At 62.5% G+C, this 23,534-nt stretch carries 23 protein-coding genes; 11 read left to right on the plus strand and 12 right to left on the minus strand.

What is annotated here, in order from left to right; genetic code table 11:
* The first annotated feature begins 74 nt into the window (after positions 1-74).
* The 4 genes from FJ986_RS23250 to FJ986_RS23265 all read left to right on the plus strand — a co-directional run bounded on the left by FJ986_RS23250 (position 75) and on the right by FJ986_RS23265 (position 3,388).
* Positions 75-593 carry a hypothetical protein gene (locus FJ986_RS23250; protein WP_140495786.1) on the plus strand — a complete coding sequence of 173 codons (519 nt, stop codon included), beginning with the start codon at positions 75-77 and terminating at the stop codon, positions 591-593.
* Between the two features lie 192 nt (positions 594-785).
* On the plus strand, positions 786-1,166 hold the full coding sequence (locus FJ986_RS23255; RefSeq protein WP_140495787.1) for a cytochrome c family protein: 381 nt from the start codon (positions 786-788) through the stop codon (positions 1,164-1,166).
* Positions 1,167-1,318: 152 nt separating this feature from the next.
* Entirely contained in the window at positions 1,319-2,254 is a 936-nt protein-coding gene (locus FJ986_RS23260; protein ID WP_140675847.1) for a heme o synthase, read from the plus strand.
* 312 nt (positions 2,255-2,566) lie between these two features.
* Positions 2,567-3,388 carry a DUF2189 domain-containing protein gene (locus FJ986_RS23265; protein ID WP_140633583.1) on the plus strand — a complete coding sequence of 274 codons (822 nt, stop codon included), beginning with the start codon at positions 2,567-2,569 and terminating at the stop codon, positions 3,386-3,388.
* Positions 3,389-3,447: 59 nt separating this feature from the next.
* On the opposite strand, the gene FJ986_RS23270 is transcribed toward FJ986_RS23265, so the two are convergent.
* The 7 genes from FJ986_RS23270 to FJ986_RS23300 all read right to left on the minus strand — a co-directional run bounded on the left by FJ986_RS23270 (position 3,448) and on the right by FJ986_RS23300 (position 9,592).
* Complete coding sequence (locus tag FJ986_RS23270) at positions 3,448-3,921, minus strand: aminoacyl-tRNA deacylase (protein ID WP_140675850.1); 474 nt, start codon at positions 3,919-3,921, stop codon at positions 3,448-3,450.
* Between the two features lie 189 nt (positions 3,922-4,110).
* Positions 4,111-4,509, minus strand: a complete 399-nt coding sequence (locus tag FJ986_RS23275) for a cytochrome C oxidase subunit IV family protein (RefSeq protein ID WP_140495791.1) — start codon at positions 4,507-4,509, stop codon at positions 4,111-4,113.
* Between the two features lie 9 nt (positions 4,510-4,518).
* Positions 4,519-5,238 carry a heme-copper oxidase subunit III family protein gene (locus FJ986_RS23280; protein ID WP_140495792.1) on the minus strand — a complete coding sequence of 240 codons (720 nt, stop codon included), beginning with the start codon at positions 5,236-5,238 and terminating at the stop codon, positions 4,519-4,521.
* A gap of 18 nt (positions 5,239-5,256) precedes the next feature.
* Positions 5,257-5,955 (minus strand): cytochrome c oxidase subunit 3, encoded by a 699-nt coding sequence (locus FJ986_RS23285; protein ID WP_140675853.1) that lies wholly within the window; start codon positions 5,953-5,955, stop codon positions 5,257-5,259.
* Positions 5,952-7,721 (minus strand): cytochrome c oxidase subunit I, encoded by a 1,770-nt coding sequence (gene ctaD, locus FJ986_RS23290; protein ID WP_140495794.1) that lies wholly within the window; start codon positions 7,719-7,721, stop codon positions 5,952-5,954. The genes FJ986_RS23285 and ctaD overlap by 4 nt, the downstream gene beginning before the upstream one ends.
* Positions 7,722-7,742: 21 nt before the next feature.
* A complete protein-coding gene (gene coxB, locus FJ986_RS23295; RefSeq protein ID WP_140495795.1) occupies positions 7,743-8,627 on the minus strand; it encodes a cytochrome c oxidase subunit II in 885 nt (294 codons plus the stop codon).
* Between the two features lie 284 nt (positions 8,628-8,911).
* Positions 8,912-9,592: a GntR family transcriptional regulator gene (locus tag FJ986_RS23300; protein WP_140675854.1), complete on the minus strand. Its 681-nt coding sequence runs from the start codon at positions 9,590-9,592 to the stop codon at positions 8,912-8,914.
* A 216-nt stretch (positions 9,593-9,808) separates the two neighbouring features.
* Here FJ986_RS23300 and FJ986_RS23305 point away from each other — a divergent pair, with 216 nt between their 5' ends.
* The 7 genes from FJ986_RS23305 (at position 9,809) to FJ986_RS23335 (ending at position 18,269) form a co-directional block, all read left to right on the plus strand.
* Positions 9,809-10,936: a sugar ABC transporter substrate-binding protein gene (locus tag FJ986_RS23305; RefSeq protein WP_140495797.1), complete on the plus strand. Its 1,128-nt coding sequence runs from the start codon at positions 9,809-9,811 to the stop codon at positions 10,934-10,936.
* 75 nt (positions 10,937-11,011) lie between these two features.
* Entirely contained in the window at positions 11,012-12,553 is a 1,542-nt protein-coding gene (locus FJ986_RS23310) for a sugar ABC transporter ATP-binding protein (protein ID WP_140675967.1), read from the plus strand.
* Positions 12,550-14,616 carry an ABC transporter permease gene (locus tag FJ986_RS23315; RefSeq protein ID WP_140517094.1) on the plus strand — a complete coding sequence of 689 codons (2,067 nt, stop codon included), beginning with the start codon at positions 12,550-12,552 and terminating at the stop codon, positions 14,614-14,616. The genes FJ986_RS23310 and FJ986_RS23315 overlap by 4 nt, the downstream gene beginning before the upstream one ends.
* Before the next feature lie 13 nt (positions 14,617-14,629).
* A complete protein-coding gene (locus FJ986_RS23320) occupies positions 14,630-15,436 on the plus strand; it encodes an SDR family oxidoreductase (protein WP_140561499.1) in 807 nt (268 codons plus the stop codon).
* A gap of 10 nt (positions 15,437-15,446) precedes the next feature.
* Positions 15,447-16,394 carry a 3-hydroxyacyl-CoA dehydrogenase gene (locus tag FJ986_RS23325; RefSeq protein ID WP_140561497.1) on the plus strand — a complete coding sequence of 316 codons (948 nt, stop codon included), beginning with the start codon at positions 15,447-15,449 and terminating at the stop codon, positions 16,392-16,394.
* A complete protein-coding gene (locus FJ986_RS23330) occupies positions 16,391-17,353 on the plus strand; it encodes a 3-keto-5-aminohexanoate cleavage protein (protein ID WP_140517090.1) in 963 nt (320 codons plus the stop codon). The genes FJ986_RS23325 and FJ986_RS23330 overlap by 4 nt, the downstream gene beginning before the upstream one ends.
* A 37-nt stretch (positions 17,354-17,390) precedes the next feature.
* On the plus strand, positions 17,391-18,269 hold the full coding sequence (locus FJ986_RS23335; protein WP_140517088.1) for an SMP-30/gluconolactonase/LRE family protein: 879 nt from the start codon (positions 17,391-17,393) through the stop codon (positions 18,267-18,269).
* A 195-nt stretch (positions 18,270-18,464) separates the two neighbouring features.
* Here the strand turns inward: FJ986_RS23335 and FJ986_RS23340 are convergent, their stop codons facing one another.
* The 5 genes from FJ986_RS23340 to FJ986_RS23360 all read right to left on the minus strand — a co-directional run bounded on the left by FJ986_RS23340 (position 18,465) and on the right by FJ986_RS23360 (position 23,520).
* A complete protein-coding gene (locus tag FJ986_RS23340) occupies positions 18,465-19,781 on the minus strand; it encodes an ArgE/DapE family deacylase (RefSeq protein WP_140517087.1) in 1,317 nt (438 codons plus the stop codon).
* A gap of 2 nt (positions 19,782-19,783) precedes the next feature.
* The gene (locus FJ986_RS23345; protein ID WP_140517085.1) at positions 19,784-20,740 is read right to left on the minus strand and encodes an ABC transporter permease; all 957 of its coding nucleotides are present in this window, start codon (positions 20,738-20,740) and stop codon (positions 19,784-19,786) included.
* The gene (locus FJ986_RS23350) at positions 20,737-21,663 is read right to left on the minus strand and encodes an ABC transporter permease (RefSeq protein ID WP_224518945.1); all 927 of its coding nucleotides are present in this window, start codon (positions 21,661-21,663) and stop codon (positions 20,737-20,739) included. Before FJ986_RS23350 ends, FJ986_RS23345 begins: the two co-directional genes overlap by 4 nt.
* Positions 21,664-21,731: 68 nt before the next feature.
* The gene (locus FJ986_RS23355) at positions 21,732-22,718 is read right to left on the minus strand and encodes an autoinducer 2 ABC transporter substrate-binding protein (RefSeq protein WP_140495805.1); all 987 of its coding nucleotides are present in this window, start codon (positions 22,716-22,718) and stop codon (positions 21,732-21,734) included.
* Positions 22,719-22,749: 31 nt separating this feature from the next.
* Positions 22,750-23,520 (minus strand): ATP-binding cassette domain-containing protein, encoded by a 771-nt coding sequence (locus FJ986_RS23360; RefSeq protein ID WP_140495806.1) that lies wholly within the window; start codon positions 23,518-23,520, stop codon positions 22,750-22,752.
* Between the last annotated feature and the right edge of the window lie 14 nt (positions 23,521-23,534).

Consider the following 23,534-nt stretch of genomic DNA (forward strand, 5'->3'; position numbering starts at 1 on the left):
TGACCATTGTCGATACCAAGCATTGATCACTATCTGCGCTCCTGCTGCAAACCACAGGGTTGTTGGAGGGGCGGTTGAGCCTATTCTTCGAAACGCGACGCGTCGTCGCCTTGGCGATCGTCCTGGCCTTCGCCTGCGATTTCGCCCAGGCCGATGCCGGCACCTGGCGCATCGGCACGGACGATGACGGCCTTGTCACGGCTTCGGTCCATGCCACCAACAAGCTGATCACCGGCGGTGGCGCCCTGAGCTATAGCCCGATCCTGACCATCGCCTGCCGCCCGGACAGCCAACCGCGCTGGACCGAATGGTTGCAATTGAACGACACCGTCTCGGCCAATCGCAAGATCACCATGTCGGTCACCGTCGACGGCGACAACAAGTTCGACGAGAGCTGGTTGGTCGGCCCGCGCGGCCGCATGCTGGTGCGCGATGGCGCCGACGGCATAAAGCGCCTTACCGCCGCGAACCGGCTCCAGCTTTCGTGGCGCTTCGGGCTGCTGTCGGGGCGGGGCCACGCCGATTTCGATCTGACCGGATTTGATGAAGCGGTCAGCCAGCTCGCCGGCAGCTGCAACACTGCTATGCCTTGATCCGCTGCGGACAACCTAAACCTTTGTAGGTCGACCTCTTCTACCTGCCGGCCAGATTCCGTGGTATATAGAGGCCGCAATTTCATATGGGAGAAGTGGACAATCTGTTCTGCCGTACAAGGCGCTTCGCTGGCGATGCTGGCTTATACCAGATCGTCTCAGGCGCATTTGACGACCAGGGAGGAAAAAGTCATGCGCTTAGCCGCATTTTTCGCCGTCGTGTTTGTTGCAACCTTCGTCGCCAATCCATCGCAGGCTCAGGATACTGCGGCTGGCGAGAAGGTCTTCACCAAATGCAAGGCCTGCCACATTGCGGACGAGGACAAGAACAAGATCGGTCCATCGCTGCACGGCGTCATCGGCCGCACTGCCGGTACGCATCCCGGTTTCAAATATTCCGACGCCATGATTGCGGCCGGCAAATCCGGCGTCAAATGGGACGAACCAACACTGATGACCTATCTTCACGATCCCAAGGCCATGGTCAAAGGCACCAAGATGGCGTTTCCCGGCCTCAAGAACGATGCAGACGTGACCAACGTCATCGCCTATTTGAAAACGTTCTCCAAGTGACTTTCTCCTCCGCCATGCGTCTATCCTCTCGTTCGCCGTGATCTCGTCCGAACCCGAAGGGGCCGCGTAAGCAAAAACCGGGTTTCAATTTCGCTCACGCGTGCCTTCGGTTCGGGATCATGGCCTAGGTTTCTTGCTTCCATCGGTCTGAGATGTCGACTAGGGAAAGCCGCCTCAAGGATATCGTCATCCGCCTTCCGGAAGCGACGGCGGGTGATTTCTTCGCGCTTTTAAAACCGCGGGTCATGGCGCTTGCCGTATTCACTGCTTTCGTGGGCCTAATGACGGCGCCTGGCCCGACGAATCCGGTCATCGCGGTGATCGCCATCAGTGCGATTGCGATGGGAGCAGGCGCGGCCGGGGCGCTCAACATGTGGTACGACGCGGACATAGATGCGTTGATGTCTCGCACGTCCAAGCGGCCAATCCCGTCGGGCCGCGTCGCGCCAGGCGAAGCCCTCGGCTTCGGTCTGGTGCTTTCCGCACTTTCGGTGACGGTGCTCGGCGTGCTGGTGGGGTGGCTTGCCGCATCGCTGCTGGCATTCACCATCTTCTTCTACGTCGTCATCTATACGATCTGGCTGAAACGCTCGACACCGCAGAACATCGTCATAGGTGGCGCGGCAGGCGCTCTTCCTCCGGTGATCGGGTGGGCTGCTGCCACCGGCGCCATCGGCATTGAAAGCATCATTCTGTTCCTGATCATTTTCCTCTGGACACCACCGCATTTCTGGGCATTAGCCCTGTTCAAGGTCGGAGAGTACGCCGCGGCGGGCATCCCCATGATGCCGAACGTGGCTGGCCAACCCTCGACCAGAAAGCAAATCTTGGCCTATTCGCTGGTTCTGGCGCCAATCGGCGTGCTTCCCTGGGCCTTTGGATTCGCGAGCGGATATTACGGGACTGTCTCGACCGTCTTGGGTGCGGGATTCGTCTGGCGCGCCTGCAAGGTGCTCACCATCCCCGACAAGGAGATGAAGCAAGCAAAGGCGTTGTTTTCTTATTCGATTTTCTATCTGTTCGCGATCTTTGCAACGTTACTTGCCGACACTACTGTAATGCGTACGATCGCATCAGCCGGCCATTGACGCCGGCGCAAAACATTACGTCGGCAGTGCGCAAAAACCCAGCAGCAGCAGAACAACGACGCCAAGGCCGAGTATGAGAACTGTCCTTCCGTCCATGACCCTTCACCTTCGACTTGAGGAGAATATCGAAGAAAGGCGTCCAGAGCTAGCCAGGCGGCCGGGCCTTCTTACCCAACCTTCTTACAAAGCGCGACAAGTCGCTCGCATGAGAGTATATTGATCCTGGTGCAGGTCGCGGTTTGCGTGGCCAGTCATGCAGAACGGCAGCACCGTGAAACCGCGGCCTTACCAGACCTGTCTGGAGGAATGGTCATGGCAAGCTTTCACGTCATAGCAGGCGCCAGCGAGACGCTGGAGCACACCAGAATTCGCAAGATCGGTGTCACCGACCTTTTTGATGCGCTCAGGCGCGGCGTCGACGATTTCATGGTCAAACCGTCGCACATCATTTTTCTCTGCCTGATCTACCCGCTTGCGGGGGTCGTGCTTGCAGTCTGGACATCGGGCAATAACACGCTCCCATTGTTGTTTCCGCTCGTGTCCGGATTTGCGCTAATTGGTCCATTCGCCGCAATCGGCCTCTATGAGATCAGCCGGCGACGGGAAGCCGGGCTAGACGCCTCATGGAGGGCCGCCTTCGAGGTCAGGAATTCTCCGGCGCTGCCAGCCATCGCCGCGGTTGCGATCATGCTGCTTGCAATCTTCATCGCCTGGCTTTTGACTGCGCAGGCGTTTTACCAACACCTGTTCGGCCCCGCCCCACCGCAATCCTTATCCAGCTTCATCAATGACATATTCGCCACAGGACGCGGCTGGACGCTCATCATCCTGGGGCACGCCATCGGCTTCGTCTTCGCTGCGATCGTGCTGTGCACGACGGTCGTCGCCTTCCCGTTGTTGCTCGAGCGAGATGTCGGCGCCTATGAAGCCATCCACACCTCGGTGCGCGTGGTGCTGGCGAACCCGATCGTGATGGCGGTATGGGGCCTGATTGTCGCCGTCGCCCTGATCATCGGCACGCTGCCAGTATTCGCGGGGTTGGCGGTCGTGCTGCCGATCCTCGGTCACGCTACCTGGCATGTCTACCGCAAGGTCGTGGAACCGCCGCCGACGGCCGGACCGGCGCCTCGATGAACTCCCTGCCGCGCCGGCAAGGACCGCTGCGTGCAGGTTGATCAGAGCCCTTTCCGGCTTCAGTAAGCCGGATGGCTGAAGCGGGCCTGGTGGGCGCCCATAGTCAGGTTACGGAAATCCTTGCCGCTGACACGCACCAGCGTCCTGTGATCGCCGCCCTCGAAATAGATATCGGCGGCACTGCCAAGGCTTTCGTCAAGGACTACCGGCACATCGTAGGCCGCGCCGATCGGCGGAATGGCGCCGGTATCGCAATCGCCAAAGAGCGAAACCGCTTCATCTTCGGTGGCGAGTCCAAGACTCTTGTCCATGACCTTCTGCAACGCGCCGAGCTCGATCCTATGTGTGCTGGGGACCACGGCCAGCGCATAACCCAGATCGTGGTGAACGAGCACCGATTTGGCCATTATGCTGCCGGGCACGTGCGCGGCTATGGCGGCCTGCCTGCTTGTGGCCGTGCGATGATGCGCGACAGTGTCGTAGGAAGTCCCTTTCCGGTCGATATAGTCCTTCAGTTTGTTTGCGATTGTCATTTTGGGCGTCCCTTGCTGAGTTCGCGACGCAGGTCAAAACGCGGCAATCATTTCGCTTCCGTCGTTTCGGTATGAATAAAGATGGCCCAACCGTCGATTGTTTCAAGGCGAGGGTGGCGGCACCGGACCGCCCGCAGCATCGTCGGAATCCTGATCGGCCATCGACAAGGTCTGAACTCCGATTTGGCGTCAGGGCCCAGCCCCGAAAAACGCCATCCGGGTGAGAAGCGTGTAATCCGCTTCAAAGACCATCATCGCCACGAATACCAACACCAGCACGGGCGGCAGGATGATTGCGTATGTCAGCGCCAGCCGTTCCCAGGCCATGTGCATGAAAATGGCGACGATGAGCCCTGCCTTGAGGATCATGAAGATCAGGATCAGCGACCATCTGAGATAGCCGTGCAGACCGAAATAATCGATCAGATAGGAGCAGGTGCTGAGAATGAACAGCCATGCCCAGACCACCAGATAAAGCTTGATCGGGTGCTCCTGATGAACTTCTGCCGGGGGGGCGCCGGTCGTCGCCGCGTCATGAGTAGCGTGCAGCGTGTGTTGCCCGAGGCCGTTTGCGGTTGCTTCAGCCATATCTGCCTCTCACCAAAGATAGAAGAACGCGAAAATGAAGACCCAGACCAGGTCGACGAAATGCCAGTAGAGTCCCATGATCTCGACGTTCTCGTAGCGGCCCCTGCGGCTGGTAAAGAAGCCGGGCCGCCCAAAGTCAAAATCTCCACGCCACACCTTTCGCGCCACGATGATCAGGAAGATCACCCCGATTGTCACATGCGTGCCGTGGAAGCCGGTGATCATGAAAAAGGTTGACCCGAACTGGGCAGCGCCCCAGGGATTGCCCCAGGGCCGCACGCCTTCGGTGATCAGCTTGGTCCATTCGAAGGCTTGCATACCGACAAAGGTCGCACCGAGTGCTGCGGTCAGAAGCATCAGGATTGCCGTTTTGCGGCGGTCGCGGCGATAGCCGAAATTGACCGCCATGGCCATGGTTCCGCTGCTTGAGATCAGCACGAAAGTCATGATGGCAATAAGGATCAGCGGAATATCCGAGCCGCCGATACGAAGCGCAAAGACCTCGCTGGGATTGGGCCACGGCACGCGTGTCGAAATGCGCGCGGTCATATAGGAGAGCAGAAAGCAGCCGAAGATGAAGGTGTCGCTGAGCAGGAAGATCCACATCATGGCCTTGCCCCATGACACGTTCTTGAACGCCCGCTGATCCGAGGACCAGTCGGCGGCGATGCCTTGCCAGCCTGCGGGCCGCGGCTCTGTCTGAGCGATATGCGTGAGTGTCTCTGCCATCCGCCCGTTCCTCCTACGTCAGTACCCCCGGCAAATATCGATGAAAGTCGCGGCCCAGCCGGCCAGAAGCGCGAAGATGGCAAGCCAGACGAAAAGCAGGAAATGCCAATACATGGCGCACAGCTCGACGCTGAGGCGAAGCCGCGCCGGCCTTGCCCCGTTCCAAGCGCCGACGGTTGTTCTGCCCAGGCCCACCAGTCCGCCCAGTATGTGCAGGCCATGCATTCCGGTAAGCAGGTAGAAGAAACTGTTGGCCGGATTGGAAGCCAGAAAGTAGCCATCGGCAGACAGCTCGCGCCAGGCCATAAACTGTCCAATCAGGAAGGAGAGCGCCGTAAACCCGGCGGTGGCAAGGCCGAGCTTAACCATGTCCATTTGACCCTTACGCGCCGCGAGCGAGGCGCATTGCAGCGCAATGCTGCTGAGGACCAGCATGCCGGTGTTGAACCAGAGCAGCCGCGGCAGCGGCAGCGCCTGCCAGTCCGACAGCGCCATGCGCATGAAGTAGGCGCTGGTGATCAGCGCGAACAGACAGCCGACGACCGCCAGGAAGACGCCGAGGCCGATCTTGGCGGTCGGTAGCGCCGATCCTTCCATACCAACAAAATCCCCGGCCATACCTTGCTCGAGCCATGGCTTGGTCATCAGCCGCTGGTGGGAAAGCCACCATCCGGCAAAACCGGCGATCACGAGCATGAAGACCAGAATGACGCTCATGCCGGCTCCTTGGAGGGACCGAAGGAGCCCGGTACGTTTTGCGGGATAAAGTCTTCCTTGGCGCCCGGTACGCTGTAGTCATAGGCCCAGCGATAGACGATCGGTAGGTCTTTGCCGAAATTGCCATGGGCCGGTGGTGTTTGCGGCGTCTGCCATTCGAGGGTCGTGGCCCGCCACGGGTTGCCGCCGGCCTCGCGGCCATGACGGATGCTCCAGATCAGATTGAACAGGAACACAATCTGGGCAAAGCCGACGATGAACGCCATGATGCTGATGAACGAGTTCAGATGGTGGGCCGATTCTGTCATCACCGTCATATCGGTCAGTTCATTGTAACGCCTGGGCACGCCCATCAGTCCGAGGTAGTGCATGGGAAAGAAAATCAGGTAGGCGCCGAGGAAGGTGACCCAGAAATGGAACCGGCCCAGCGCCTCGTTCAGCATCCGGCCGGTGACCTTCGGATACCAGTGGTAGATCGCACCGAAGATCACGATGATCGGCGCGACCCCCATGACCATATGGAAATGGGCAACGACGAACATCGTGTCCGACAGCGGGACGTCGACCACGACATTGCCAAGGAACAGCCCGGTCAACCCGCCATTGACGAAGGTGACGATGAAAGCCAGGGCAAATAGCATCGGTATGGTGAGGTGGATGTCGCCGCGCCACAACGTCAGCACCCAATTGTAGACCTTGATGGCGGTCGGAACCGCGATGATCAATGTCGTGGTGGCGAAGAAGAAACCGAAATAGGGATGCATGCCGCTGACATACATGTGGTGCGCCCAGACGACGAAGCTCAGCGCACCGATGCCGACGATGGCCCAGACCATCATGCGATAGCCAAAGATGTTCTTGCGCGCATGGGTGCTGATCAGGTCCGACACGATGCCGAAGGCCGGAAGGGCCACGATGTAGACTTCGGGATGGCCGAAGAACCAGAACAGATGCTGAAACAGGATCGGGCTGCCGCCATTATGCTGTAATTGCTCGCCCATTTCGACGATCGCCGGCATGAAGAAGCTGGTGCCGAGCGTCCGATCAAGCAGCATCATCACACAGGCGACGAATAGCGCCGGGAAGGCGAGCAGAGCCATGACGGTCGCGGTAAAGATGCCCCAGACAGTCAGCGGCAGACGCATCAGCGTCATGCCGCGCGTGCGGCCCTGCAACACCGTCACGACATAGTTCAGCCCGCCCATGGTGAAGCCGATGATGAACAGGATCAGCGAGACGAGCATCAGGATGATGCCCCAGTCCTGGCCCCCCGGTGTGCCGGTCATGATTGCCTGCGGCGGGTACAGCGTCCAGCCGGCCCCCGTCGGTCCGCCAGGCGCAAAGAAGCTCGACACCAAAACCAGCACGGCAAGCAGGTAGATCCAGTAGCTCAGCATGTTGACATAGGGAAAGACCATGTCGCGAGCCCCCACCATCAATGGGATCAGGTAGTTGCCGAAACCGCCGAGGAAGAGCGCCGTGAGCAGATAGATCACCATGATCATGCCGTGCATGGTGATGAACTGGTAGTAGGCTTCAGGCGTGATGAAGTCGAAGGTGCCGGGAAAGCCGAGTTGCAGCCGCATCAGCCAGGACAGCACCAGGGCGACCAGGCCAATTCCCGTTGCCGTCGCCGAATACTGGATGGCAATGACCTTGGCGTCCTGCGAGAAGACGTATTTCGTCCACCAACTGTGCGGATGATACAGTTCGACTTCCGCGACTTCGGCCGGCGGGATGGCATCTGCAGGGGTAATATCGACCATAGGAACACCTCCGTGTCCTTTTTAGCGAGACCCGACGGTTTCGAGCTTTGCTGCAATCCTCGAACTTGACACCGTCGTTGGACCCGACGCCTGGCTTGCCGAGCCCGTCTGCTGGGGCGCCGACAATTGCGCAAACGTCTGTTGCTGGCCAAGCCACGCCAGGTAATCCTCCTGCGTATCGACCATCACCACACCGTGCATCATCGGATGTCCTTGGCCGCAGAGTTCAGCGCACAGGACCTGGAAGGTTCCGGTTTTCGTTGGGGTGAACCAGAAGTAGGTGACCGAGCCCGGGATCATGTCCATCTTGGCGCGGAATTCCGGCACATAGAAATCATGCAGCACGTCGATCGAGCGAAGCAACATCTTGACCGGCTTGCCAACCGGCAGATGCAGATCGGCCGCTTCGACCACGACATCGTCCTGGCCATTGGAATCGCTGGTGATCACGCCCAACGGATTGTCAGCGGTGACGCCGCGGGTGTCGGACGTGCCGAGCTTGCCGTCCTTGCCGGGCAGGCGGAAACTCCATTGCCATTGCTGGCCGACAACTTCGACCACGGTTGCGTCGCTCGGAACGTTGACGAACCGGTTCCAGACGAACAGGCCGGGAACCAGCAAAGCCGTTACGCCGACCGCGGTGACAACCGTCAGCCAGGATTCGAGCCGCCTGTTCTCCGGTTCATACGCCGCCTGATTGCCTTCCCGATGACGGAAGCGGAAGACGCAATAGGCCATGAACAAAACCACGGCGGCAAAGACGACGCCGGTGATCCAGAAAGTTATGATGATGGTGTTGTCGATATAGTCCCAGTTCGAGGCAATCGGCGTCCACCACCATGGGCTCAGGAGGTGGAACAGCACCGAGCCCACAACTATCAAAACGAGTACAAGCGCGAAGGCCATGTCCCGTTCCTCCCGGCATTCCAGGGGCGCGAAGCCGTCTCCGGAAATGCCAAGTGCATCATAGCTTGATTTGGGGTCGCAATTCTAGAGCCGACTGTCTTGACGGGAAAAATCCCGCCTTGCCTGCGCCAACCCTTCGAGAGGAGCCGTCCATCACACACGGGGACGCGTTCGTCCGGCTGATGCGCCTGCGCCGGATCGTTTGGGCGAAGTCGACGGTGGGGTGTGCCAAGCCACGTCGGCAGGCCGAATTCGATCTTCGCGCCGACGAAGTTTCGTTTGTGCTATTTCAGCAGGCCGACCAGAACGCCGAAGGCGGCGTCGATGTCGGCGCGGACAGCGGCCTTGACCGCTTCCGCGTCCCGGTCACGCAACGCGGCGAACATCTCCTGATGGTATGCATTGGCGGTCGAATAATTTCCGGAATCGTGCAGCATGTTGAAATAGGGACTGATCTGCAGCCACAGGTTCTCGATGATGTTGAGGATGTTCTCGGAGCCCGCCGCCCGATAGATGGAGAAATGAAAGGCGTAGTTGGCGCGCAGATAGGACTTGACGTCTCCCGCCGCATTGGCCTGTTCGAGTGCGTCCAGATGCTGACGCAGCCGCGCGATAGCTTGGTCGTCCATACGCTCGGCCGCCCATGCGGCGGCGATCGCTTCGATCTCGAAGCGGACGTTTCTCAGATCGACGAGGCGTGTGCGGCTGAGTGCGGGAATGCCGATCGAGCGGCCTGAAACCACCATCAGCGCGTTGGCGGCGGTCAGCCGCCGCAGGGCCTCCCTGACCGGCATCGGACTGACGCCGAAAGCATCGGCAAGGCTTTGCACCGTTACCATCTCGCCCGGCACGATGCTGCCGTCGAGGATCAATTCGGTGACATGGCGATAGACCCTGTCCTGCAAGGTCTCCTTGGACAGGGGCGCGATCTCGACACCCGGCTTCCTGAACGCCGCTCCAGCCATCTCCCCTCAACCTTCCCGCGCAAGCTGCGCCATAACCCGTATCCGGAATGCAGGCTTCCGGCTGCGGCGTCAAGCACCCCGGCCGTCGCCTTGTCATGAGCATATTTCATCATTGATCTTTGATCAAATGGTGATACGGTTGCGATATCGGATGGCAAGGTCACGTCTCGTGCCCTTGGGAGGCATCCGATCGTTCGGATCGGGAGGAGTTTCATAATGGGTATCGGATTGAAAGCCCGGCGGCTTGCGCTGCTGGCCGGCATGGCTGCCTGTGCTTTTGGCATCTCCGCGGCCGAGGCCGCTGAAAAACACAAGATTTTTCTCAGCATGAGCTTCATCGGCAATGACTGGCAGGCCGAGGCGGCGAACATGGTCAAGGCGATGGCCTCGCACAAGAGCCTGGTCGACAAGGTCGACCTGCAGGTCCAGGTGGCCGGGCCGAATGCGCAGCGCCAGATCCAGCAGATCAACGCCATGGTGCAGGCGGGAGCGGAGGCGATCGTGATTTATCCGATCTCGCCGACGGCGCTGAACCAGGTCGTCAAGAACGCTTGCGAGAAGGGGGTCAAGGTCTTCGCCTACGACGCCGAGATCACCGAGCCCTGCGCTTACAATGTCCATATCGACCAGGAGGAGGCTGGCAGGGTGACAGCCGAATGGCTGGCCAAGAAGCTCAACGGCAAGGGCAACATCATCGCCGTGACCGGCGTTCCCGGCACCTCGGTCGACGAGCTGCGCACCAAGGCCGCCAAGGCGGTGTTCGCCAAATATCCGGACATCAAGATTGTCGGCGAAGCGGTCGGCATGTGGAGCCAGGCGGTGGCACGCACCGAGCTTTCCAAGATTCTCGCCACGCGCAGCTGGGACGACATTAACGGGCTGTGGATGCAGGTAGGCTGCTTCACCGCCAATTCGATGCAGCTCGAGGCGGGCAGGAAGGCCAGCCAGCTTCTGCCTTGCGCCGGTGAAGGCTCCAATGGCGGCCGCATCCAGATGCTGCCGGAAGGGACGGAGGTCGAGGGTGCTGCTTCTCCCTATGCACCGCTCGGCGCGCCGCGCATTTCGTATGCCTCGCCGCCCTATTCCGGCGCGCTCGCCTTGAAGCTCGCCATCGAGGCGATCGAGGGCAAGGATGTGCCGAAAGCGACAATCCTGCCGCTGCCGATCGTCACCAACGAGACGAGCAAGCTTTGCAACGAGGGCACCTGGGCCGAAATGAAGGCCGGATGCAACACCTTCAAGCCGTCGCTGGTTTCCAACCCCGGCTGGTTCGCGTCGATCTTCTCCGACCAGACGCCCGAGATCGGCCTCAACGCGGCGCTCGTCGGCCAGCCCGAGGAGTAGGCTTCAGCAATCCGTGCGCGTGGGGCACTGTGGGCTCCACGCGCCCGCAAGCATGGCATGCCGGAACCGGGAATGATGACTTCAACAACGCATGTGCCGGCTATTGCCGTCAACGGCATACGCAAGGCGTTTGGCGCGACGGTCGCGCTTGACGACGTCTCCTTCGCGATCTCGCCTGGCAGCGTGCACGCCTTGCTGGGTGAGAACGGCGCCGGCAAGTCGACGCTGGTCAAGCTCCTATCGGGACTGGTGCGGCCCGATCAGGGCCAGATCAGCATCCTTGGCGCGCCGGCCGCGCTCGGTTCGCCGCGCGCCGCGCATGAACGCGGGGTGCAGACGGCGTTCCAGGAGATGACGCTGGTCCGCGACCTCAGCGTTCTCGACAATATGCTGCTGCCCTATGCGCCATCCGGCCCGACCGGATTGATCAGGCGGTCGGCCGCGCGCAAGGCAGTCGGCCGGCACATTGCCGATCTCGGTTTTTCGGTCGATCTCGACGCCGAGGTGGCGACGCTCGATCTCGCGGTCCGCCAGAAGATCGAGATCGCGCGCGCCGTCTACCGCAAGCCGCGCATCCTGTTGCTGGACGAGCCGACCTCGACGCTTTCGGGCGGCGACGTCGAATGGCTGGGAACAATCATCGCGCGGCTCAAGGCCGCCGGAACGACGGTCGTGTTCATCACCCACCGCATGCGTGAGGTGCGGGCCTTCTGCGATACCTTGACCATCCTTCGGAATGGCCGCCACATCATCACCGCACCGGTGGCCGACATCTCGGATGAGGATGTGATCGAGAAGATCATCGGCCGCGCCCTCGCGCAGACCTTTCCGCCAAAGCCCGAGGGCGCGGCCGTCTTCGGTCCGCCGGTGCTCGGCGTGCGCGACCTCAAGGCGGGCAGAAAACTCGACGGCGCCAGTTTCGATTTGCGCAGGGGCGAAATCCTCGGCATCGCCGGACTTCAGGGCATGGGCCAGCTAGACCTGTTCCTCGCCTGCTTCGGCATGGCCGAGATCGAACGCGGCCACGTCATGGTCGACGGCCGCAAAGTGTGGCTCGGCTCGCCGGCCGATGCGCTGAGGCCCAACATGGCGATCGGGCTGGTGCCGGAGGATCGCAAGACCGAAGGCCTGTTCCTGAAATTGTCGGGCCGGCAGAATGCATCGCTGCCGGTGGTCGGCCGCTTCACCCGGCTCGGCTTGATCCGCGAGGAGGAGGAAGCACGCGCCGTGCAGGCGGCCTTCTCGACGGTCGAGGTGGACAAGCGTGCGCTGTGGACAAGGGCCGGCGCCTTTTCCGGCGGCAACCAGCAGAAGATCGCCATCGCCAAATGGCTGGTTGCCGAAAGCCGCATCCTGCTGCTCTTCGACCCGACCCGCGGCATCGATGTGGGCACCAAGCACGAGCTTTACGTGATGATGCGCGACTATGTGGCGGCCGGCGGCTCGATCCTGCTGCATTCGACCGAGATTCCCGAACTCGTCCATCAATGCGACCGCGTGCTCGTCCTCTATGACGGACGGCTGGTGGCCGAACTCGCCGGCGGCGAGATCACCGAGAGCGCGATCATGCGGCCGGCGCTGGGACATGGCGGCAATATGCTGGAGGCAGCACAGTGAGCGCGGTCGGTTCGACGGCAACCGGGCAGGCCGGATCCCTGGTGCGCCTCCTGGCGCGGCATCGCGGCGCTATTATCGCGGCGATCGTCTTTGCAGTGCTGCTCGTCGTCGTCGACCTGATCAGCGCCGGGCGGCTCACCTATTTCGATATCTCGTTCCTGTCGAGCGGCGGCGCCACCTCGGCGCTGGCGGCGATGGGCCAGACCATCGTCATCCTGTCCGGCGGCTTCGACCTGTCGGCGGGCGCCGTGGTTTCGCTGGTCAATGTGGTGCTGGCCACGTCGATGGATCCGATGGCGACCGGAACGAACGTCTGGCTGTGGACGCTGGCCGGCATTGGCGTCGGCATGCTCGTCGGGGCGTTCAACGGCTTCTTCATCGCGGTGCTGCGCATGCAGCCCATCGTCGTCACGCTGTCGACCATGTTCATCTTGCAAGGCATCACACTGCTGGTCATGGACAAGCCCGGCGGCTTCGTCTCGCCCGATCTCGGCGCCTTCTATCTCGGCGACGCGATCCCAGGCTGGTTGCCCATGCCGTTGGTCGTCATCGGCGTGGTCCTGCTGGCATGGTTCTGGCTGAAGGGCACGCGGTTCGGCACGGCGCTCTACGCGGTCGGCAGCGATCCGGACGCCGCTGCCGCGGTCGGCGTGCGCGTCGCTCTCGTGCGCTTCCTCGTCTATGTCATCGCCGGCGGCTGCTACGGGCTTGCCGGTGTGTTCATCAGCGCCCAGACCGGCAGCGGCGATCCGCTCGTCGGCAATCCGCTGCTGCTGTCGATGTTCGCCGCCGTCGTGGTCGGCGGCACGCGGCTCGGCGGCGGGCAGGGTGGTCCGTTCGGCACCGTCTTCGGCGCCTATATCCTGATGATGGTCGTCAACGTCCTGCTCGTGCTCAACGTTTCGGCCTATTATTCGACCATCGCCGAGGGCACCATCCTCATCCTTGCCGTGCTCGCGGGCTCGCTGTCGCATGGCTCCGTGCTTGCCTACCAGGTCCGCGCCTTGCGCGCGCGGTTCGCCGCATGGCGCGCCGGCATGCTGCCGTCGCAACTCGACCCCACCGACCGCAGGCTGCGCATCGCCCACAAGCCCGCCGTTCCGGGACAGGCACCCGGCTTTCGCATGCGCAATGCCGAGACGCTGCGCTACGCGCTGCCGGCTTACGTCTGCCTGGCCGCCGTCATGATCGTCACCCAGATCTGGCTCGGCCGGGCCATCTTCAATCCCACCTACTGGAACTCGTTGTTCGTGCTGTCGAGTTTCCTTGCCGTGCTTGCGCTCGGGCAGGGCGGCGTCATCCTCACCGGCGGGCTCGACTTGTCGGTGCCGTGGACGATCGGCTTGTCGGGCATCCTTCTTGCCGGCATGGTCAACGGATCGGACGCGGCACTCGTTTATGCGCTGCCGGTGGTGCTGGCCATCGCCTGTCTTATCGGATTGGCGAACGGCGTCGGCATTGTTTTCCTCGGCATCTCGCCGATCGTCATGACGCTCGCCACCAACGGCATCCTGCAAGGCTTCGCGCTTCTCTATTCGCAAGGCACGCCGGCCGGCTTCTCCTCGCCGATGCTGCGCTGGTTCATGACCGGCAAGATATGGGTAGTGACGCCGGTCGTGCCGTTCATGGTCGTCTTCGTGGCCCTTGCGGTGCTGCTGCTCGGCCGCACCGCCTTCGGCCGGAAGGTCTACGGCATTGGCAACAGCCCGCGCGCGGCCCAGCTTTCGGGCATCGCCGTCGGACGGACGCTGATCTTCGTCTATATGCTGTCAGCGCTGTGCGCGGCCATCGTCGGCGTCATGCTGACCGGCTTTTCCGGCCAGGCCAGCCTCGGCATGGGCGACGACTATCTCCTGCCGTCCATCGCCGTTGTCGTGGTCGGCGGCGCGCTGATCACCGGCGGGCGCGGTCACTATCTCGGCATGCTCGGCGGCGTGCTGCTGTTGACGGCGCTGCAGATGCTGCTGGCCGGCACGACGCTGCCTTACGCCACACGGGCGATCCTGTTCGGGCTGGTGGTGCTCGGTGCCGTCATGGCGCTGCGTGAAAGACGCATTCAATGAAGGGAATGGAATGATGAGCACGAGCGCACCCAAATCGCCCGACGAATTCCTGGCGGGGCTCAAAGGGCAACGTGTCCTGGTCACGGCAGGCGCCGGCGGCATTGGCTTTGCCATTGCCGAAACGCTGTCGCGGCTCGGTGCGCGCATCGTCGTCTGCGATGTGTCCGACGAAGCCCTGGCGGCGGCCCCGCAGAAAATGACGCTTGTCGCGGCGGTCAAGGCCGACGTGTCGCGCGACGACGATGTCGACCGGCTGTTCGAGGCGGTGAAGGAGAAGCTCGGCGGCCTCGACGCACTGATCAACAATGCCGGCATCGCCGGGCCGACCGGCGGCGTCGACGAAATCGATCCGGCCGACTGGAGGCGCTGTCTCGACATCGGCCTGACCGGCCAGTTCCTGTGCGCACGGCGCGCCGTGCCGCTCATCAAGGGGGCCGGCGGCGGTTCGATCGTCTCGATGTCGTCGGCGGCCGGCCGCCACGGCTATGCGTTCCGCACGCCCTATTCGGCGGCCAAATTCGGCGTCATCGGCTTCACGCAGAGCCTTGCCAAGGAGCTTGGGCCGCACGGGATCAGGGTCAACGCCATCCTGCCGGGCATCATAGAGGGGCCGCGCATCGAGAGCGTTATCTCGGCACGCGCCAAACAGGTCGGCATCAGCCATCAGGAGATGACCGAACGCTATTTGCAGAACATCTCGTTGCGCCGCATGACCAGCCCGTACGACGTGGCTTCGATGGTCGCATTCCTGCTGTCCGACGCGGGCATCAACATTTCAGGCCAGTCGCTCGGCGTCGACGGCAACGTCGAAACGCTTTGAGGAGCAAGCCATGGCCAGGGTTGCAATTGTCGGAAGCGGGTTCATCGGACGGGCATGGGCGATCAGCTTCGCGCGCGCCGGCCATGATGTGCGCATGTGGGACCAGTCGCCGGTCGCGGCAGGCGGCGCGCGCGACTACATAGAAGGCGTGCTCGGCGATCTCGCTTCGAATGATCTGCTGCGCGGACAGACCGCGCACGCGGTGCTCGAGCGCATCGTCGTCATGGGAGACTTGGACGCGGCTCTGGCCGGCGCCGTGCATATCCAGGAGAACACACCGGAAAATCTCGAAGTGAAGCGCGAGGTGTTTTCGCGGATCGATTCCCTCTCTGATCCGCAGGCGGTGATCGCCAGCTCCACCTCGGCGCTGCTGCCGTCGAAATTCACCGATCATCTCCCGGGGCGGCACCGCTGCCTGGTCGTGCATCCGATCAACCCGCCCTACCTCATTCCGGCGGCGGAGGTGGTGCCGGCGCCGTGGACGTCCGCCGAGACGCTCGAAAGGACGCGCGCCTTCCTCCTCGATGCCGGCCACGCGCCGCTGGTGATGAAGCGCGAGCTCGACGGCTTCATCATGAACCGGCTACAAGGGGCGCTGCTCGAGGAAGCTTTCCGGCTTGTCGCCGACGGCTATGCCAGCGTCGAGGACGTCGATATCGGCATCCGTGATGGCTTGGCGCTGCGCTGGTCGTTCATGGGGCCCTTCGAGACCATCGATCTCAACGCGCCGGGCGGCGTGCGCGACTATGCCGAGCGCTACCAGGGCATCTATTCCAATATTTTCCCGCAGATGCTGCGTCGCGTCGACTGGGCGGGCGAGGTGATGGAAACCGTCGAGTCCGAGCGCAGCAGGCGCTTGCCCAGGGAGAAACTGGGCGATCGGCAGGTATGGCGGGATCGCCGGCTGATGGCGCTGGCGGCGCACAAGAAGAAATCGGATCAGGAGTTCGGACAATGAAAGAAACCAGCCGCAAGCCCGGCGCCACGGCGGCCAGGGGCAAGGTCATCATCACCTGCGCGGTGACGGGGGCGATCCACACGCCGACCATGTCGCCCTATTTGCCGATCACGCCGGACCAGATCGCCTCGGAGGCGATCGCCGCCGCGGAAGCCGGCGCCGCGATCCTGCATCTGCATGCCCGCGATCCGGAGACCGGCAAGCCCGACCAGACGCCGGAGGCCTTTGCCCGTTTCCTGCCGCGCGTCAAGCAAGGCACCAACGCCGCCATCAACATCACCACCGGCGGCAGCCCCTACATGAAGGTCGAGGAGCGGGTGCGCCCGGCCGCCCAGTTCAAGCCGGAGGTAGCCTCGCTCAATATGGGCTCGATCAATTTCGGGCTCTATCACCTCGCCGACAAATACGAGACCTTCAAGTTCGACTGGGAAAAGCCGCATCTGGAAGCGACGCGCGACCTCGTCTTCCGCAACTCGTTCAAGGACATCGAGTACATTCTCGCGACTTGCTACGACAACGGCACGCGGTTCGAGTTCGAGTGCTATGACATTGCGCATCTCTACAATCTCTCCCACTTCGCCGACCGTGGGCTGGTGAAACCGCCCTTCTTCGTGCAGTCGGTGTTCGGCCTGCTGGGCGGCATCGGCACGCATCCGGAGGATGTCGCGCATATGAAGCGCACGGCGGACCGGCTGTTCGGGGACCAGTTCCGGTGGTCGGTGCTCGGCGCCGGCGCCAGCCAGTTGCGTATCGCCGCGCAATCGGCGGCCCTCGGCGGCAATATTCGCGTCGGGCTGGAGGACAGCCTGTGGGCCGGCAGGGGCAAGCTTGCCAAGTCGAATGCCGAGCAGGTCGTGCTGGCGCGCAAGATCATTGAGGGGCTCGGCATGGAGGTGGCGACGCCGGACGAAGCGCGCGAGATCCTGTCGCTGAAGGGCGGCGACAAGGTCGCTTTCTGACGCAGCCAATCGCCGCGCGAGCAAAGAGGAGGACGGCATGAAGATCGAAGTCGTGGTGGACGTGAAGACCACGCTTGGCGAGGGACCGCTCTGGGACGTCGAGCAGGAGCGTCTCTACTGGATCGACAGTTTCGACGGGCGCGTCTTCCGCGCGACCGCCGACGGGCGCGAGATCCGCTCCTGGGACGTGCCGATGAAGATAGGCTCGATGGCGCTGCGCAAGGATGGCGGCGGCGCTGTCGTCTCGTTGCAGCGCGGTTTCCATCTGCTCGATTTCGCCACCGGCGAGGTGACGCCGATCCATGATCCGGAGCCGGACAAGCCAATGAACCGTCTCAACGACGGCAAGGTCGACCGGCGCGGCCGCTTCTTCGCCGGCTCGATGGACACGATGGAAGAGGGGCCGTCCGGCGGCCTTTACAGGCTCGATCCGGATTTCTCCGTCACCAGGATCGATTCCGGCATCATCTGCTCCAACGGTCCATGCTGGAGCCCCGACGACCGCACCTTCTATTTCGCCGACACCTGGACCGGCGAGATCTGGGCCTATGATTACGACATCGAGACCGGTACGGCCAGCAACCGCCGCACCTTCGTTCGCGTCGATACCAGCCGCGGTGGTGCCGCCGACGGCTCGACCGTCGATGCCGAAGGCTGTCTGTGGAATGCGCTGGTCTATGACGGCCGCCTGGTGCGCTACGCGCCGGACGGCAGCATAGACCGTATCATCGACATGCCGGTGAAGAAGATCACCAGCGCCATGTTCGGCGGACCGAAGCTCGACACGCTCTACGTCACCTCGATGGCCAAGCCGCCGCTGCCGCGTTTTCCCGGCGATGGCGTGCTGCGCGGCAGCCTGTTCGCCATCACCGGCCTTGGCGTGACCGGAGTTCCCGAGCCGAGGTTTGGTGGCTGACGGGCGGCCTCTTAGAGCAGTTCACCGTTTCATGGAAACGGCGAACCGCTCTATCTCTTTGTTTTTGCGCAATTCCATAGGGAAAGCGCTACGCGCTTTTCCCGGGAAAACCGTACACACTTTTCCTGGAATTGCTCTCGCCGCTCCTCCCGGACGTCTTCCGCAAACTTCCTGCCGCTCGCAGTCAGCTAAAAACTATCGGCACCATTTCTCCACCGCTAAGGCGATGGCCTTCGTGCAGTCGACGAGATCGCGCACCGAAACGCGCTCGTTCGGCTGATGCGCCTGCGCCGGATCGCCAGGACCGAAGTTGACGGTCGGGGTGTTGCCCAGGCCGGTCGGCAGGCCGATGTCGCTGTGTGCGCCGAAGCCGCTCAGGGCCGGCGACAGGTCGGCTGCTTTGACGGCCTCCTGGAACAGGCCGACAAAGGGGTTGTCCGACGGGATCTCGGCGCAATCGGCATCGAGGATCCATTCGACACGGGCAGGGTGCTTTCGCAGATAAGGATCCGCCTGGCAGACATTGGCGATGTGCTCTTCGATTTCGCGTTTGACGTTGCCGCCCAGCCTGAACTCGTCATGCTCGCTCGGCAGATACTGTGCGTCGATGATGATCTCGCCGCGTCCTGCCATGGAGGATGGATGTTCGCCGGCATTGATCTGGGTGACGATGATCTGGTTGGGCAGGTCCATCAGCGGGTGGTTCTTCCTGGGATCGAACATCCATCGCCGGTTGAGGATGTCGATGCCGTCGAGGATCTGCCGGCAAAGCTGGACGGCGTCGACCGGGCCGCTCGAATACCAGGCGTTCGGCGTCAGTTCGGCATGGCCGCCTATGCCGTCGATGATGATCTTGCCCCACAGAATGCCGTGACAAAGCGGTGCGATCCTGTTCGCCGTCGGTTCCGTCATGATGCCGGCGTCGGCGCGAAAGCCGCGATCAACCATGGCGAGCGACCCCATGCCGCCGATTTCCTCGTCGACGACGGTGGTGAAGACGACGTCGCCGGAGAGGGAAACGTCGAGTTCCTTCAGGATTTCGACCGCCATCAGCATGCAAGCGACGCCGCCCTTCATGTCGACCGTGCCGCGACCGTGCAGGAATCCATCTTTCAGGACAGGCTGGAAGGGATCGGTGGTCCAGTGCCCGGCGGCACCCGGCGGCACGACGTCGATATGGCCGGTCAGCATGATGGACCGCCCGCCGCCGGTGCCTTTCAAAACGCCGCCGAGATTGGGCCGGCCCTCGAACGTCCTGCCCTTGTTGGCGCCGGCACATCCCTTGTATTTTTCGTAGAGTGCCGGGCCGTCTGGATCCCAGAGATCGGTCGAGAAGCCGAGTGCCTCAAGGCGCTTTTGCAGGTAGAGCTGGCAATCCCGCTCGCCGGGGCCGGCCTCCTTCGGATTCGATTTCACGATCGAAGGGAAGGCGACGAGATCGCTCAGCGTCTTGACGATGCGCTCGGCGGCTGCCTCGACGCGCGCGGCGATGGTCTCTTCCATGGAAGGCATTGTTATCTCCAACGTTGGGAAAGTCGGTCGGCGAGAAGGACGAAAACCAGAAGGGCGCCGACAATCCCCACCTGCCAGACCGTGTTGATGTTCAATTGCAGAAGGCCGGTCTTCAGCGTGACCAGCAGCAGGACGGCCGCGAACACGCCGCCGACGCCACCGCGTCCGCCGGTGATGACGATGCCTCCCAGCATGGCCGCGGTCAGCGATTCCAGTTCGAGGTTCTGGCCGATATTGGGCCTGCCGCTGCCGAGCCAGGCGAGAGAGACGAGGCCGGCAGCACCGGCCAGTGCGCCGCTCAGCACGTAGAGAATGAAGCGTACGCGATCGACCGGAATGCCGACCAGTTTGGCCGAGCGCTCGTTGAAGCCCATGGCATAGATCCAGCGCCCCCAGGCCGTCGAGAGCAACACGAGACCGGCAAGCGCGAAGCAGGGGACGGCGAGCGTGAGGAAAGGCACGGGGATGCCCATAATCGCACCGCGCCCCCAAACGAGCAGCCAGGCGGGCACGCCGGACTGCGCCGCGCCGCCGGTGACCGCAAGCGCGAGGCCGGAATAGACGAAGAATGTTCCCAGCGTCGCGATGAAGGGGAGAAGGGCGAGCTCGTTCACCAGCCATCCGTTCAAGGCACCGAGCACAGCGCCAGCCAGGATGCAGACGACCGGCAACAGAAGGGGCGGCAACCCCAGCTTCAGGGAAAGCATGGCAACGATCGCCGAGAGCGAAACGGCGCCGCCAACGGACAGGTCGATGCCCGCGCCCCCGGCCAGGACGACCAGCGCCTGTCCAAGGCCGACCAGGGCCAGGATCGTCGAAAATTGCAAAATCGTGGTGACGGTGCCAAGATTGAAGACCGAGGGCTTGAGCGCCAGCAGGCCGACAATAACGACCAGCCAGAGGCCGCACAGCAGAGCCAAAGTGAGGGCGGGGCCCTGCAGGTTCCGGATCCTGTTCATGCGCGGGCTCGCAGGAATTGGGCAAGCGGCAGCCGGTTGGAGACAGCTTCGAAGCCAAGCACGCCGATGATGAGAACGCCGGTAACCACAGGCTGCCAAAGCGAGGGGACGCCGATCAGGAGCAATCCATTCTGGAGAATTCTCAGAAGCAGTACGCCGAAGACCGTGCCGATCAAGCTGCATCTGCCGCCCAATATGCTCGTGCCGCCGAGAATGACCGCGGCGATCGCATCGAGCGCCAGCGTGCTGCCGATCGTCATCTCCACATTGCGGTAGGTGGCGACGTAAAACGTGGCGGCAATGCCAGTCAGGACGCCACTGATGACGAAGGTCATGAAGCGTACCTTGACCACGGGGATTCCGGACAGCCGGGCCTTTTCCTCGGAATTGCCGATCGCCAGCAGGTGCGGCCCGTAGGGGGTTCGCCGCAACGCCAGCCAGACGACCAGATAGGCGATGGCAATGACGATGGCTGGGACTGGAATGCCGAGTACGGTGGTTGCCAGAAGATTGGTGAGGCTCGAGGGCAGGCCCGAGAGCCACTGCCCGCCGAGAAGGACAAAGACGGCGGTGCGGTAGACGCCAAGCAGGCCGAGCGTTCCCACGATTGCCGGAACGCGACCGAGGACGACGACGGTGGCCGTCACGCAGCCGAGCAGCGCACCGACCGCAGGGCCAGCGATGAGCGCCAGCAGCGGATTGCCCTCGGCGCCGAGCACACGGCCGATCGCTATTGCCGCCAGACCCATGACGATGCCGATCGAGACGTCGATGCCGCCCATGGCCAGCAGCAAGGTCATGCCAAGGCCGATCAGCAGCAGTTCGACGCTGTTGCGCAGGACGGTCGCCGCATTGCCTGGCGTCGCGTAGTGGGGCGATGCGACAGAAAAGATGACGATCGCCAGGAGACAGGCGGCAAGCAAGGACCACTCCCGCCCGTTCATGGCCAAAACGCCGTTTCCAAACTGTCGCACCGTGTTCATCCCAAGGCTCAGAAGTTGAACTTGTCGACATTGTCCTTCGTGAAGACCGCCGGCGGTCCGAGCAGCAGGATGCCCTTGGCGGCATCATAGGTGGCGGGCTTTTCGAGGCCGGCGATCTTGTTTTCCGCTTCGAAGCTCTTGCCGTCGATCAACTGCTTGCCGGCCCAGACCGTGAGATAGCCCAGCTGTTCGGGATCCCACAGCACGGTGAAGCCGAAGGCGCCGCTCTTCAGGTAGGATCGCGCCGTGTTCGGGCTGCAATAGCCCGTGCCGATGACGGAGCCGATCTTACCGGCGGTTTCGATGGCCTGGGCGACGCCCGGGCAGGTCGAGGATGCGACGGCGATGATGGCCTTGATGTCGGGATTGGCGGCCATGAGATCGCCTGATATCTGCGCGGCGCGCTCGGCCGTGCCGCCGGCGAATTGCGGAGCCAGCAGTTTCAGCTTCGGATATTTGGCGGTGGCCTCTTTCTGCATGAAGCCGATCCAGGCGTTGAGATTGGACGCCGTCGCCTCGCCGGAGACGATGCCGATCGTGGCGTCCTCGCCGACGCGCTTCACCAACTCATCGATGATCGTCGTGCCGAGCCCTTCGTCGGTCGCCTGCGCCACATAGACGGCACGGCCGCTGTCGGGTGCATCGCTGTCGCTGGTGAAAAGCTTGATGCCCTTGGCCTTGGCGCTCTCGACGACGGGCGCGATGCTGGACGCATCCAGCACGCTGACCGAGATCGCCTGGACACCCTGGTCGATCAGGTTCTGCACGATCTGCAACTGATCGACCGGGTTGGTGTCGACGGGGCCGGAATAGATGAAATCGACGCCCAGGTCCTTCGCGGCGCGATTGCCGCCGGCTTCCATGGCATTGAAATAGGGTATGCCGATCAATTGCGGGACGAAGGCGACCTTGGGCTTGTCGGCGGCATGCGCCGCCGTGGCGACCACGAGTGACAGCACGGAAACGGCGAGCGCTTTTTTGAGTTGAGAAAGCATTGGTTTATCCTCTCTGGAATGGACGTGCATTTCAGTTTGATTTTTCAAGCGCCCGCACGTCGGGATGAGCGCCTGTTATGAGCGAAACGACTTCCTCGTGATTGGTCTCGGCCGCCAGCCGTTCGGCCACCTTGCGGCCGCGCCGGAACACCACGATGCGGTCGGCGACCTCGAACACTTCGGAAATGTTGTGGCTGATGAGGACGACGGCACAACCGCGCGCGGCAAGCCGCCGCGTCAGTGCCAGAACCTTGCGGGTTTCGGCGACGGCAAGGGCCGCCGTCGGCTCGTCCATGATGACCAGCCTGGCATTCAGATTGAGGGCCCGGCAGATGGCCACGGCCTGGCGCTGACCGCCGGACAGGCTGCCGACGGGTGCTTCCGGATCGGAAATATGCGCGTCGAGCTCTTTCAGCAGGCCGTCGACGCGCTGGCGCATTTCCTTGCGCTTCAGGAAGGGAATACCCAAAATGGAGCGTTTCAATTCGCGGCCGAGAAAGACGTTTTCGGCAATCGACAGGTTTTCCGAGAGCGCCAGTTCCTGAAAGATCGTCGCGATCCCCGACGACGCCGCATCCTTGGGCGAGGAGAAAGCCACCGGATTGCCCTCGATGAGAAGCTTTCCATCGCTGGGCGGATGGGCGCCCGCCAGGATCTTGATGAAGGTGGATTTGCCGGCGCCGTTGTCGCCGAGAAGCGCCAGCACCTCGCCGGAGCGGATTTCCAGGTCGACATCGGCAAGCGCAGTCAGAGCGCCGAAGCGCTTTGCGATATTTCTGGCGACAAGAAACGGTTCTGTCATGGCGGTTCCCCGGC

It is taken from the genome of Mesorhizobium sp. B1-1-1, from assembly GCF_006442955.1.
Taxonomy (GTDB): Bacteria; Pseudomonadota; Alphaproteobacteria; order Rhizobiales; family Rhizobiaceae; genus Mesorhizobium.